The organism is Cellulomonas pasadenensis, from assembly GCF_047229365.1.
Taxonomy (GTDB): domain Bacteria; phylum Actinomycetota; class Actinomycetes; order Actinomycetales; family Cellulomonadaceae; genus Cellulomonas.
This window is the reverse complement of sequence record NZ_JBFTEP010000109.1, coordinates 1-12432: the sequence shown is the minus strand read 5'-3', so window position 1 is coordinate 12432 and position 12432 is coordinate 1. Positions and strand designations below refer to the sequence as shown.

Below are 12432 nucleotides of genomic sequence, written 5' to 3'. Positions count from 1 at the left end.
GGCGGGTACCGAGGACGCCGGGACGGCGCCCGACGCGGCGGGGGTGCCGGTGGGCGCCGGGTGGGGCACGGCACCGACGGTGGAGGACGCCGGGCTCGGCGGCGACCAGCGCGTCGCCGCGGTCGGCGGCGCCCAGGCCGTGCGCGCGTCCCGCGCGCGCAGCGCGACCTCGTCCGGGGCCGCCGTCGCGCGCACCGCCTCGCGGCGTGCCGCCGCGGTCCGCATCGCGGCGATGCGCTCCTCCCGCCGCCGCAGGGCGTCGGCGGCGGCGACGCTGTCCTGCCAGAGCAGCGCCGCCTCGGGCGTCGAGACGTCGAGCCCGCAACCGGCGCACCGCGGGCCGGGGAGCGTCGCGGCGCACGCGGGGCAGCGTGTCGCGTCGAGCAGCGCGCGCAGGGAGCGGGCGTGCACGGTGTCGGTGGGCACCGGAGGGGGCATGGGCGCATCGTGCCAGCGGTGGTCGCCCGCCGGCCGTCGTCCACAGCCGCGGCGCGCGTCGTCCACCCGTCCGCGCGCGGTCGCTGCGACGTCCGGGGGGATGGGCCTAGGGTGGGTCGGGCGGGCGCGCGGGACGCGCCGGCCCGGGAGCAGGAGGTCACCATGGCTGGTCAGGAACACGTCAGGCGCCGCGAGGACGACGAGCCGGTCGACGAGCCGGGCACGCCGACGCCCACGGCTCCGAGCGCGCAGGACCGTGACGCCGAGGTCGACGCGCTCCTCGAGGAGATCGACGACGTCCTGGAGTCCAACGCCGAGCAGTTCGTGCGCGGGTTCGTGCAGAAGGGCGGTCAGTGAGCGCCGATGACGTCGTCCGCCTCGTCCGCGGCGTCCGGCCGGCTGCCGCACGCCTTCACCACCCCCGGTACGTCGTCGTTCGTCGAGTTCCTCTCCGGCCACGCGCCGGAGCTGCTGCCGGGCAACCGGCCCCTGCCCACGGGTGAGCTCGCCGTGCCGCACGCCACGACGATCGTCGCGCTGACGTTCGAGGGCGGCGTCGTCATGGCGGGCGACCGCCGCGCCACGATGGGTTCGATGATCGCGAGCCGGCACATCGAGAAGGTGTTCCCGGCGGACGAGTTCTCCGCGGTCGGCATCGCCGGCACGGCGGGGCTGGCCATCGAGCTGGTCCGGCTCTTCCAGCTGGAGCTCGAGCACTACGAGAAGATCGAGGGCAGCCTCCTGTCGCTGGACGGCAAGGCGAACCGGCTCGCCACGATGATCCGCGGGAACCTCGGGCTCGCCATGCAGGGCCTGGCCGTCGTGCCCCTGTTCGGCGGCTACGACCTGGACCGCGGCGTCGGCCGGCTGTTCTCGTACGACGTCACCGGCGGGCGCTACGAGGAGCAGGACCATCACGCGGTCGGCTCGGGCTCCGTGTTCGCGCGCGGCTCGCTGAAGAAGCGGTGGCGCCGCGGGCTCGACGCCGCGGGCGCGGTGCGCGTCGCGGTCGAGGCGCTCGTCGACGCGGCGGACGACGACTCGGCGACCGGGGGGCCGGACCGCGTCCGGCGCATCTGGCCGGTCGTCGCGACGGTGACGGAGGCGGGGTACCTGCGGGTGCCGGACGACGACCTCGCGGCCGTCGCGGAGGGCATCGAGACCGAGCGGCGCGTCGGCGGCGCGGGTGCGGGGGAGGTCGGCCGATGAGCATGCCGTTCTACGTCTCGCCCGAGCAGCTGATGAAGGACCGGGCCGACTACGCGCGCAAGGGCATCGCCCGGGGGCGCTCCGTCGTGGTGCTGCAGTACGACGACGGCATCGCGTTCGCCACCGAGAACCCGTCCCGGGCGCTGCACAAGATCTCGGAGATCTACGACCGCATCGCGTTCGCCGCGGTGGGCAAGTACAACGAGTTCGAGAACCTGCGGGTCGCGGGTGTGCGCTACGCGGACCTGCGCGGCTACTCCTACGACCGCGTCGACGTCACGGCGCGCGGCCTGGCGAACGCGTACGCCCAGACCCTCGGCACGGTGTTCACCACCGAGTCGAAGCCGCTCGAGGTCGAGCTCGTCGTCGTCGAGGTCGGGCGCGAGCCCGCGGGCGACCAGATCTACCGCCTGTCGTACGACGGGTCGGTCACGGACGAGCACGGCTGGGTCGTCATGGGCGGGCAGGCCGACCGGCTCGCGGGGCTCCTCGAGGGCGGCTGGCGCCCGGGGATGACCCTGTCCGAGGTCCTGGGGCTCGCGGTGCGGGTGCTCGGCTCGGCGCCGGACGACGGCGAGCCGCGGACCCTCGGCGCCGGTCAGCTCGAGGTGGCGGTGCTCGACCGCACGCGCCCGCGGCGGGCGTTCCGCCGGCTGACGGGTGCGCTGCTGGAGGACGTGCTCGGGGCGTCGACGGCCTGAGCGACGGCACCGACCGCGCCGGTGGGGCGCGGTGGCGCGAGGAACGGGAGGCACGCGTGGACAGGCGGATCTTCGGTCTGGAGACCGAGTACGGCGTGACGTGCGCGGCGCAGGACGGGCGCGGGCTGTCCGCGGACGAGGTGGCGCGCTACCTGTTCCGCAAGGTGGTCGCGTGGGGGCGCTCCTCGAACGTCTTCCTGCGCAACGGCTCGCGGCTGTACCTCGACGTGGGCTCGCACCCCGAGTACGCGACCGCGGAGTGCGACGACTGGCGTCAGCTGGTCACGCACGACCGGGCGGGCGAGCGCATCCTCGAGGGGCTGGTCGCCGACGCGCAGCAGCGGCTGGAGCACGAGGGGCTGCCGGGACGCATCCACCTGTTCAAGAACAACACGGACTCGGCCGGCAACTCCTACGGCTGCCACGAGAACTACCTGGTGCGCCGGCAGGGCGACTTCGCGCGGCTGTCGGACGTGCTGGTGCCGTTCCTCATCACCCGGCAGGTCCTCACGGGCGCGGGGAAGGTGCTCGCCACGCCGCGGGGAGCCGTCTACTGCCTGTCGCAGCGCGCCGACCACATCTGGGAGGCGGTCTCGAGCGCCACGACGCGGTCGCGCCCCATCATCAACACCCGCGACGAGCCGCACGCGGACGCCGAGCACTACCGGCGCCTGCACGTCATCGTCGGCGACTCGTCGATGGCGGAGCCGACGACCATGCTGAAGGTCGCCTCGACCGACCTGCTGCTGCGGCTCGTCGAGGCCGGCGTCCCCATGCGCGACCTGACGCTGGAGAACCCGATCCGCGCGATCCGCGAGATCAGCCACGACATGACCGGGCAGCAGCAGGTCACGCTGGCGTCGGGGCGCACGGTCACGGCGATCGACCTGCAGGAGGAGTACCTCGCGCGGGTGTCGGACTTCGTCGCCGCCGAGGTCGGCCCGTCGCCGGAGACGAAGCAGGTGCTCGACCTGTGGGAGCGGGGCCTGCGGGCGCTGCGCACGGGCGACCTGTCGCTCGTCGAGCGCGAGCTCGACTGGGTGATCAAGTACCGGATGATCGAGCGGTACCGCGCCAAGCACGGTCTGGAGCTGTCGGACGTCCGCGTGCAGCGCCTCGACCTGGCGTACCACGACATCTCGCGCACCGAGGGGCTGTACAACCTCATGGCCGCGCGCGGGCTCGTCGAGCGCGTCACCACCGACCTCGACGTCTTCGAGGCGACCGCCGTACCGCCGCAGACGACCCGCGCGAAGCTGCGCGGCGACTTCGTGCGGGCCGCCCAGGACGCCCGCCGCGACTACACGGTCGACTGGGTGCACCTCAAGCTCAACGACCAGGCGCAGCGGACCGTGCTGTGCAAGGACCCGTTCCGCAGCGTGGACGAGCGCGTCGACCGGCTGATCGAGTCGATGTGACGTCCGCGGCGTGACGCCGGGCCCCGGGCGCGCGCCCGCGGGCACCGGACCGGCACGTACAGTGAGGCCCCGCACCGCCCGGCACGGGCGCGTGCCGCCGCGACGCGCGTCCCGCCTCGCGGCCCGCAGACGCGAGAGGACACGACGTGGCGCGAGTGGCGGGTGCCCGCCGGGTGGCGGCGCTGGCCGTCCTGACGCTGCTGCTGGCGGCGTGCGGGAGCACCCCGACGACGGCCGACCCGGAGGTCACCGTGACCGGCGGCCCCGGCGACGCGCCCACCGTCACGTACCTGACGCCCCTCACCGTCGACGCGACGCACCGCGAGACGGTGTGGCCGGGGACCGGCGCGGAGCTGGTCGACGGCGGACCCGTGCTCATCGACTTCTGGCTGGAGAACGCCACGGACGCGAGCCTCGTCAAGGAGAGCTACTCGACCAGCCCGACGCCGCGCCTGCTGACCGAGGAGGACCTCGGCACCGACCTGTACGAGACGCTGCGCGGGCACCAGGTCGGGGCGCGGCTGCTGCAGGTGGCGCCCGGCGGGCAGGGCGCCGACTACCCGACCGTGACCGTCCTCGACGTGCTGCCGACGCGCGCGGTCGGCGAGCCGCTCGCGCCGAACCCGGCGCTGCCGGCCGTCACGACCGCCGAGGACGGCTCGCCGTCGCTGACGCCGACGGGCACGCCGCCCCCGGCCGACCTGGTCGTGGAGCCGCTGCTGCGCGGCACCGGCCCGCAGGTCGCACCCGGCGACGTGATCACCGTGCAGTACAGCGGGTTCGCGTGGGAGAGCGGCGAGCTGTTCGACGCGTCCTGGACCCGAGGACTTCCGGTGTCCTTCCTCCTGTCCGACGTGCAGGCGTGGGCCGAGGGGCTCGTCGACCAGCCCGCCGGCAGCCAGGTGATGCTCGTCGTGCCGCCGAGCTACCCGCTGGGCGTCACCGACGCCGAGGACCTCGCGGGGCAGACGGTCGTCTTCGTGATCGACATCCTCGCGACCGGCAACCCCGCGGAGGCGTCCCGATGAGTCTCGCGCTGCGGGTGATCCCCTGCCTCGACGTCGACGCCGGACGCGTCGTCAAGGGCGTCAACTTCGCGAACCTGCGCGACGCCGGCGACCCGGTCGAGCTGGCGCGCCGCTACGACGCCGAGGGCGCCGACGAGGTGACCTTCCTCGACGTGTCGGCGTCGTCGGGCGACCGGGAGACGACGTACGACGTCGTGCGGCGCACGGCCGAGGAGGTCTTCGTGCCCCTCACGGTGGGCGGCGGCGTCCGGTCGGCGGACGACGTCGACCGGCTGCTGCGGGCCGGCGCCGACAAGGTGGGCGTCAACACCGCCGCCATCGCGCGGCCGGAGCTCATCACCGAGATCGCGGACCGCTTCGGCTCGCAGGTGCTCGTGCTGTCCGTCGACGCGCGGCGCGTGACGGGGGAGACGCGCACCGACTCCGGCTACGAGGTGACCACGCACGGCGGCCGCCGCGGCACCGGCCTCGACGCCGTCGCCTGGGCCCGGCGGGCGGTCGAGCTCGGCGTCGGCGAGGTGCTGCTGAACTCGATGGACGCCGACGGCACGACCGCCGGGTTCGACCTCGACATGATCCGCGACGTGCGTGCAGTCGTGCGCGTGCCGCTCATCGCCTCGGGCGGGGCCGGTGCGGCGCAGCACTTCGTCGACGTGGCGCGGGCGGGCGTGGACGCCGTGCTCGCGGCGAGCGTGTTCCACTTCGGCACGCTCACGGTCGGGCAGGTCAAGGACGCGCTGCGGGCCGCCGGCGTCGAGGTGCGCTGAGCCCGCGCCACACGCACCGCACTCACCGCACCGGCCGTCAGGGCCCGGTGAGCAGCTCGCGCACCGCGGCGACGTCGTCGGGTGCCCCCTCGACCGTCACGTCGGCCGCCTGCAGGCGCCCCGAGACCGCGAGCACGAGCTCGCCGACCTCGCCGCGCAGCACCACCGTGCCGTGGCCGCCGCGCGCGCGGTGCACGGCGGACCGGAGGTCGTCGGGACGCACCAGCACGACGCCCGGGCCGAGCCGGCGCAGCCGCACGGGGGCCATCCGCAGCAGCTGGCCCCACAGCAGGTCCCGCAGCCCGTCCGGCAGCGCGCGCGGCCCGACCGGTCCCGCACCGCGGCGCAGGTCCTCGGTGTGGATGAAGTACTCGGACGCGTTGACCGCGTCGCCCGCCCACGCGAGCGGGCTCCAGCGGGGCGGCGGTGCGGCGAACGTGTCGACCAGCGCCGCGTAGTCGGCCGGCCCCTCGACCGTCGCCGCGAGCCGCTCCGTCGCCGCGCCGGGCCCCCGGGTGGCGGCGGTCCCCACGGCGCCCGCCCCCGCGCGCGGCGCGCGCTCGCGCAGCACGAGGTGCGCGGCGAGGTGACGCGCCTGCCAGCCTGCGCACAGCGTGGGTGCGTCGTAGGCGGTGGCGCGCAGGGTGTCGGCCAGCCATGCGCGCTCGGTCTCGTGCCAGGTCATGGCACGGATCGTGCCACGCGGCGGGCCACCGGGCGCAGCGGTGGTCGCGTGAGAGGATGACGAGGTCCCCGTCAGCAGGAGAGTGAGACAGCTGTGCCCACGCGCGCCCAGTCGACCCCCGCGGCGCTGCAGGGGTCGGCGACCCGGCGGTCGGCGGCCCTGGTCTGGCGCGGCATGCGCTCCCAGCCGCGCACCTACGTCCTCGCGGTCCTCACCTCGGCCGTGTTCGGCGCCGCCACCGTCGGCGTGAGCCGCGTGCTCGCGTGGGCGACCGACGCCGTGGTGGTCCCCGCCATCGAGGGCTCGACCGACGCACGGGGGCGCATCTGGGTCGCCGGCGTGGCGATGGCCCTCGTCGCGCTGACCCTGGCGGTCGCCGTCGCCCTGCGCCGCGTCTTCGCGGGCATCGGCGTCGCCGACATCCAGGCGGACCACCGCCGTGCCGTCACGCGCCAGTACCTGCGCCTGCCCATGACGTGGCACCGGCGCCACCCCACGGGGCAGCTGCTGTCGAACGCCGGGTCCGACGTGGAGGCCGCGACGGGAGTCTTCAACCCGCTGCCGTTCGCGCTCGGAGTGGTCGTGATGATCGTCGTCGCGACGGCTGCGCTGCTGCGCACCGACGTCTGGCTCGCGCTCGCCGCGCTCGTGGTGCTGCCGCTGGCCGTCGTCGCCAACCTCGTCTTCCAGCGCCGGATGACGCCGGCGATCACGCGCGCGCAGCAGCTGCGCGCCGAGGTCGCGGACATCGCGCACGAGAGCTTCGAGGCGGCGTCGCTCGTCAAGTCGCTCGGCACCGAGGACCGCGAGGAGGCGCGCTTCGGCGCGCGGGCGCGGCAGCTGCGGGACGCGAACGTCCGCGTCGGCGTCGTCCGCGCGGTGTTCGACCCCGTCATCGACCTCCTGCCGAACCTGGGCACGCTGCTGGTGCTGCTGGTGGGCACGCAGCGCGTCGCGTCGGGCGCGATCGGCACCGGCGACGTCGTCGGCGCCGCCTACCTGCTGACGCTGCTCGCCGTGCCGGTGCGCGCGTTCGGCTGGGTGCTCGGCGAGCTGCCCCGCGGTCTCGTGGGCCACGACCGCATCGCGCGGGTGCTCGACGCGCACGGCGTCCCGGTCGACGGCGGCGCGCGTCTGCCGGACGGCGCCGGCGGTGCGGACGTGCGCCTGCGCGGGGTCACGCTCCGCGTGCCCGCGGCGGACGGCGAGGCCGAGCTGCTGCACGCGGTCGACCTGCACGTCGCCCCCGGCCGCACGCTGGCGGTGGTCGGCCCGACGGGCTCCGGCAAGACGACACTCGTCGGGCTGGTGCCGCGCCTCGCGGACCCGTCGGCGGGCGTCGTGGAGGTCGACGGGCGCGACGTGCGGACGGTCGACGCCGCCGACCTCGCGGCCCAGGTGGCGTACGTCAGCCAGTCGACCTTCGTGTTCGAGGACACCGTCCGCGGCAACGTCACGCTCGCCGACGCGGACGACCCCGGCGCGCCGTCGGACGACGAGGTGTGGCGGGCGCTGCGCACCGCGCGGGTCGACGACGTGGTCCGCGCCCTGCCGGGCGGGCTCGACGCCCCCCTGGGCGAGCGCGGTGCGAACCTCTCCGGAGGCCAGCGGCAGCGGCTCGCCCTGGCCCGCGCGCTCGTGCGCCGGCCGCGGGTCCTCGTCCTCGACGACGCCACCTCGGCGGTCGACCCGCGCGTGGAGCGGGACATCCTCACGGGCCTGCGCTCCGCCGGCGACACGCACGTGCCCACGGTGCTGCTGGTCGCGTACCGCATGTCGTCCGTCCTGCTGGCCGACGAGGTCCTGCACCTCGAGGCGGGCCGGGTCGTCGACCGCGGCACCCACGCGGAGCTGCTCGGGCGCGACCCCGGGTACGCCGCGCTCGCCACGGCCTACGAGCAGGAGACGGCGCGCCGGGACCGCGAGCGGGCCGACGCGCGCGCGGCCGAGGAGGACGTCGACGACGTGCCGGACGGCTCCGGCGCGGGGCCGCGGGACGGCGCGACGCAGGCAGCGGGCGACGCGGCAGCGGGACGCGACGACGCACGCACCGGGGGAGGACGGCGATGAGCGGGACCGCGGCGGACGGCACCGCCCGCACGGACGCGCGCATGGCGCCGGCGAGCACGCTGGGCGTCCTGGCGACCCTGCGCCGCGGCGTGCAGGTGTCGCCCGAGCTGCTGCACGGCCTGCTCGGCACGCTCGGGCTCGCCGTCGTCGCCGCGCTCGCGCGCGTCCTCGTGCCGGTGGCGGTGCAGCAGACGGTCGACACGGGCATCCTCGCGCCGGCCGGCGTGGACGTCGGCCGGGTCGCGGCGCTCGTCGGCCTCGCGGCGGGCGGCCTGCTCGTCGGCGCCGCCTGCTCCGCGGGCGTCAACGTGCGGCTGTTCCGGTCGAGCGAGAGCGGGCTGCTGACCCTGCGCACGCGCGCGTTCCGGCACGTGCACGACCTGTCCGTGCTGACGCAGGGCAGCGAGCGGCGCGGGTCGCTCGTCTCGCGCGTCACCTCGGACGTCGACACGATCTCGATGTTCGTCCAGTGGGGCGGCATCATGCTGCTCGTCTCGCTGCTCCAGATCGGCGTCGCGACGGCCCTGATGGCGGTCTACTCGTGGCAGCTGACGCTGCTCGTGTGGCTCTGCTTCGTGCCGCTGCTCGTCGTGCTGCCGCGCCTGCAGAAGGGCGTCAACGCCCGCTACGGCCGGGTCCGCGAGCGGTACGGCGCGATGCTCGGCGCGGTGTCGGAGGCCGTGGTCGGCGCGGAGACGATCCGCTCGTACGGCGTCGCGACCCGCACGCAGCGCCGCATCGACGCGGCTGTGCGCGCGACGCGCGACGCGATGGTCAAGGCGCAGAACCTCGTCGCGGTGGTCTTCTCCTCCGGCGTGCTGGTCGCGAACCTGGTGCTCGCGGCGGTCGTCGTGGCGGGCACGTGGCTGGGCGTCCTCGGCGACCTGAGCGTCGGGCGGGTGCTGGCCTTCCTCTTCCTCGTGCAGCTGTTCACCGGGCCGGTGCAGATGGCGACGGAGATCCTCAACGAGCTGCAGAACGCCGTCGCCGGGTGGCGCCGCGTGCTCGGCGTGCTCGAGACTCCCGTCGACGTGGCCGACCCCGGCGACGCCGGCCGGCCCAGCCCGCGCGGGCCCGCGACCCTGACGTTCGACCACGTCGGCTACGCGTACCCGGACGGCCCGCCGGTCCTGCGGGACGTCACGCTGGACGTGCCCGCGGGGACGGCCGTGGCGGTCGTCGGCGCGACGGGGTCCGGCAAGACGACCCTCGCGAAGCTCGTCGCGCGGTTCATGGACCCCACCACGGGTGCGGTGCGGCTCGACGGGGTCGACCTGCGCGAGGTGCGCGGCACGGACCTGCGCCGCCGGGTCGTGCTCGTCCCGCAGGAGGGCTTCCTGTTCGACGGCACGCTCGCGGAGAACGTGGCGTACGGCCTGCGCGACGGCGAGACCGACGTGGAGTCGCGCGTCCGCGCCGCGGTCGAGGAGCTCGGCCTGGACGCGTGGGTCGACGAGCTGCCCCAGGGCCTGGCCACCCCGGTCGGGCAGCGCGGCGAGATGCTGTCGGCGGGGGAGCGCCAGCTGGTGGCCCTGGCCCGTGCGCGGCTCGCCGACGGCGACCTGCTCCTGCTCGACGAGGCGACGTCCGCCGTCGACCCCGTCGCCGAGGTCCGCATCGCGCGGGCGCTCCGGGAGCTGGCCCGCGGCCGCACGACGCTGACGATCGCGCACCGGCTGTCGACCGCGGAGGCCGCCGACCTGGTCGTCGTGGTGCACGCCGGCGAGGTGGTCGAGGTGGGTGACCACGCGACGCTCGTCACGCGGGGCGGCCAGTACGCCGGGATGCACGCGGCCTGGGTGGCGCAGACCCGCTGACCGCGACGGCGGTCGCGCGCGCGGACCGCCCGGTGCCGCGTGGCAGGATCGTCCGGTGCCCGTCGACGCCTCCTCGTCCGCCCCGGTCCCGCGCCCCAGCAGCCTCGACCCCGCCGTCGCCGCGCGCCTGCGCCGCGACGCGTCGGGCCTGGTCGCCGCGATCGTGCAGCAGCACGACACGCGCGAGGTCCTCATGCTCGGCTGGATGGACGACGAGGCGCTGCACCGCACGCTCACGACCGGTCGCGTGACGTTCTGGAGCCGCTCGCGGCAGGAGTACTGGCGCAAGGGCGACACGTCCGGCCACGTCCAGCACGTCCGCTCCGTCGACCTCGACTGCGACGGGGACGCCGTGCTCGTGACGGTGGACCAGGTGGGCGCCGCGTGCCACACCGGCAGCCGCACGTGCTTCGAGGCGGGCGGGCCGCTGCCCGTCACGCGCCCCGGCGACTCCGGCCCCGCAGAGCAGGACCCGACGAAGCAGGACCCGACGAAGCAGGACCCCACGAAGCAGGACCCGACCGCACCGTCCGAAGGAGCCGTCCCGTGACCCAGACGTCCGCCACCGCCGCGCCCCGCGCGACCGCCACGGACCTGCCCTGGGGCGCGACGTGGCCGTCGCTCGACGAGTTCCGTGCGCTGGCGCCGACGCGCCGCGTCGTGCCGGTGGTCCGCCGCCTCCTCGCGGACGACGTGACGCCGGTCGGTCTCTACCGCACGCTCGCGGCCGGCCGGCCGGGCACGTTCGTGCTGGAGTCCGCGGAGTCCGACGGCTCCTGGGGCCGGTGGTCCTTCGTCGGGGTGCGCTCGCGCGCGACGCTGTCCGTCCGCGACGGGCAGGCCGCGTGGACGGGCGACGTCCCCGTCGGCGTGCCGACCGACGGACCCGTGCTGGACGTGCTCGCCACCACCCTCGACGTCCTGCGGACGCCGTCCGTCGACGGCCTGCCGCCGCTCACCGGCGGGCTCGTGGGCGTGCTCGGGTGGGACGTCGTGCGGCAGTGGGAGCCGACGCTGCCGGCGCAGGCGCCCGACGAGCTCGGCGTGCCCGACGTGACCCTCCTGCTCGCGAGCGACCTGGCGGCCGTCGACCACGTCGACGGCTCGGTGTGGCTCGTCGCCAACGCCATCAACTTCGACGCCACCGACGAGCGCGTCGACGAGGCGCACGCCGACGCGGTGGCGCGCCTCGACGCCATGCAGGACGCCCTGCGCCGCCCGGCCCCGCCCGCGACCTCCGTGCTCGACGCCACGCTGCCCGAGCCGGAGCTCGAGTTCCGCAGCACGCGCGACGAGTTCGAGGACGCGGTGCGGCGGGGGCAGGAGGCGATCCGCGACGGCGACGTCTTCCAGGTCGTCCTGTCGCAGCGGCTGGACCTCGACTGCCCGGCCGAGCCGGTCGACGTGTACCGCGTGCTGCGCACGATCAACCCCAGCCCGTACATGTACCTGGTCGCGCTGCAGGACCCGGACGGCCGCGACTTCGCCGTCGTCGGCTCCAGCCCCGAGACCCTCGTCAAGGTCACGGACGGGCACGTCGTGACGTTCCCCATCGCGGGCTCGCGGCCGCGGGGCGCCACGCCCGAGGAGGACCGCGCGCTGCAGGACGAGGTGCTCGCGGACCCGAAGGAGCGCGCCGAGCACATCATGCTCGTCGACCTGTCCCGCAACGACCTCGTGAAGGTGTGCGAGCCGGCCAGCGTCGAGGTCGTCGAGTTCATGGCGGTCAAGCGGTTCTCGCACATCATGCACATCTGCTCGACGGTCGTCGGACGGCTGCGCCAGGGGGCGACCGCGCTGCAGACGCTCGTGGCGACGTTCCCGGCGGGCACGCTCTCCGGGGCCCCGAAGCCCCGCGCGATCGCGCTCATCGACGAGATCGAGCCGGCCCGGCGCGGCGTGTACGGCGGCACGGTGGGCTACTTCGACTTCGCGGGCGACATGGACATGGCCATCGCGATCCGCACCGCCGTCATCCGTGACGGGCGCGCCAGCGTCCAGGCCGGCGGCGGCATCGTCGCGGACTCCGTGCCCGCCCTGGAGTACGAGGAGTCGCGGAACAAGGCGGCTGCCGCGGTCCGGGCGGTGCAGCTCGCCGCGCGCCTGCGGCGCGACGTGCCGTGACCGCGCCTGCGCAGCGCGCGGCGGCGGCGCCCCGGCGGGGCCGCAGGAGCCCCCGCCCACCCCCACCCCCCACGCCCACCACCCCCCCCACCCGCACCCCCACCCCGCCCCCGGCACCACCCCCACCCCCCCCCACCCGTACCCCCCCCCCGCCCCCCCCCCCCCCCCCCCCCCC

10 protein-coding genes and 2 pseudogenes are annotated in these 12432 nt (G+C 75.8%); 10 read left to right on the top strand and 2 right to left on the bottom strand.

Annotated elements, in window-relative coordinates; all coding sequences use genetic code 11:
* Window positions 1-438: pseudogene (locus AB6N23_RS14095) on the bottom strand (hypothetical protein); the annotation flags it as partial.
* A gap of 162 nt (window positions 439-600) precedes the next feature.
* Between AB6N23_RS14095 and AB6N23_RS14090 the strand changes: the two are divergent.
* The 6 genes from AB6N23_RS14090 (at window position 601) to hisF (ending at window position 5561) form a co-directional block, all read left to right on the top strand.
* Window positions 601-795 (top strand): ubiquitin-like protein Pup, encoded by a 195-nt coding sequence (locus AB6N23_RS14090; protein WP_378203192.1) that lies wholly within the window; start codon window positions 601-603, stop codon window positions 793-795.
* A 6-nt stretch (window positions 796-801) separates the two neighbouring features.
* Entirely contained in the window at window positions 802-1647 is an 846-nt protein-coding gene (prcB, locus tag AB6N23_RS14085; protein ID WP_412866649.1) for a proteasome subunit beta, read from the top strand.
* On the top strand, window positions 1644-2348 hold the full coding sequence (gene prcA / locus AB6N23_RS14080; RefSeq protein WP_378203186.1) for a proteasome subunit alpha: 705 nt from the start codon (window positions 1644-1646) through the stop codon (window positions 2346-2348). The genes prcB and prcA overlap by 4 nt, the downstream gene beginning before the upstream one ends.
* A gap of 56 nt (window positions 2349-2404) precedes the next feature.
* The gene (pafA, locus tag AB6N23_RS14075) at window positions 2405-3766 is read left to right on the top strand and encodes a Pup--protein ligase (RefSeq protein ID WP_412866648.1); all 1362 of its coding nucleotides are present in this window, start codon (window positions 2405-2407) and stop codon (window positions 3764-3766) included.
* A 146-nt stretch (window positions 3767-3912) separates the two neighbouring features.
* A complete protein-coding gene (locus AB6N23_RS14070) occupies window positions 3913-4794 on the top strand; it encodes an FKBP-type peptidyl-prolyl cis-trans isomerase (protein ID WP_412866647.1) in 882 nt (293 codons plus the stop codon).
* Window positions 4791-5561, top strand: coding sequence for an imidazole glycerol phosphate synthase subunit HisF (gene hisF / locus AB6N23_RS14065; RefSeq protein WP_412866646.1), 771 nt, complete (start codon window positions 4791-4793; stop codon window positions 5559-5561). The genes AB6N23_RS14070 and hisF overlap by 4 nt, the downstream gene beginning before the upstream one ends.
* A gap of 37 nt (window positions 5562-5598) precedes the next feature.
* Here hisF and AB6N23_RS14060 read toward each other — a convergent pair whose 3' ends face one another.
* Complete coding sequence (locus AB6N23_RS14060) at window positions 5599-6246, bottom strand: TIGR03085 family metal-binding protein (RefSeq protein ID WP_412866645.1); 648 nt, start codon at window positions 6244-6246, stop codon at window positions 5599-5601.
* A gap of 174 nt (window positions 6247-6420) precedes the next feature.
* Here AB6N23_RS14060 and AB6N23_RS14055 point away from each other — a divergent pair, with 174 nt between their 5' ends.
* The 4 genes and pseudogenes from AB6N23_RS14055 to AB6N23_RS14040 all read left to right on the top strand — a co-directional run bounded on the left by AB6N23_RS14055 (window position 6421) and on the right by AB6N23_RS14040 (window position 12257).
* Entirely contained in the window at window positions 6421-8316 is a 1896-nt protein-coding gene (locus AB6N23_RS14055) for an ABC transporter ATP-binding protein (RefSeq protein WP_412866650.1), read from the top strand.
* Entirely contained in the window at window positions 8313-10133 is a 1821-nt protein-coding gene (locus tag AB6N23_RS14050; protein WP_412866644.1) for an ABC transporter ATP-binding protein, read from the top strand. The genes AB6N23_RS14055 and AB6N23_RS14050 overlap by 4 nt, the downstream gene beginning before the upstream one ends.
* A gap of 55 nt (window positions 10134-10188) precedes the next feature.
* Window positions 10189-10566 (top strand): annotated as a pseudogene (gene hisI / locus AB6N23_RS14045) (phosphoribosyl-AMP cyclohydrolase); the annotation flags it as partial.
* A gap of 113 nt (window positions 10567-10679) precedes the next feature.
* Complete coding sequence (locus AB6N23_RS14040) at window positions 10680-12257, top strand: anthranilate synthase component I (protein WP_412866643.1); 1578 nt, start codon at window positions 10680-10682, stop codon at window positions 12255-12257.
* Window positions 12258-12432 lie beyond the last annotated feature (175 nt).

Bases quoted from the DNA above. Each gene is read 5' to 3' on its own strand.
- hisF (WP_412866646.1), top strand. From the start codon at position 4,791: ATGAGTCTCGCGCTGCGGGTGATCCCCTGCCTCGACGTCGACGCCGGA.
- prcB (WP_412866649.1), top strand. From the start codon at position 802: ATGACGTCGTCCGCCTCGTCCGCGGCGTCCGGCCGGCTGCCGCACGCC.
- AB6N23_RS14050 (WP_412866644.1), top strand. From the start codon at position 8,313: ATGAGCGGGACCGCGGCGGACGGCACCGCCCGCACGGACGCGCGCATG.
- prcA (WP_378203186.1), top strand. From the start codon at position 1,644: ATGAGCATGCCGTTCTACGTCTCGCCCGAGCAGCTGATGAAGGACCGG.
- AB6N23_RS14055 (WP_412866650.1), top strand. From the start codon at position 6,421: ATGCGCTCCCAGCCGCGCACCTACGTCCTCGCGGTCCTCACCTCGGCC.
- AB6N23_RS14090 (WP_378203192.1), top strand. From the start codon at position 601: ATGGCTGGTCAGGAACACGTCAGGCGCCGCGAGGACGACGAGCCGGTC.
- AB6N23_RS14060 (WP_412866645.1), bottom strand. From the start codon at position 6,246: ATGACCTGGCACGAGACCGAGCGCGCATGGCTGGCCGACACCCTGCGC.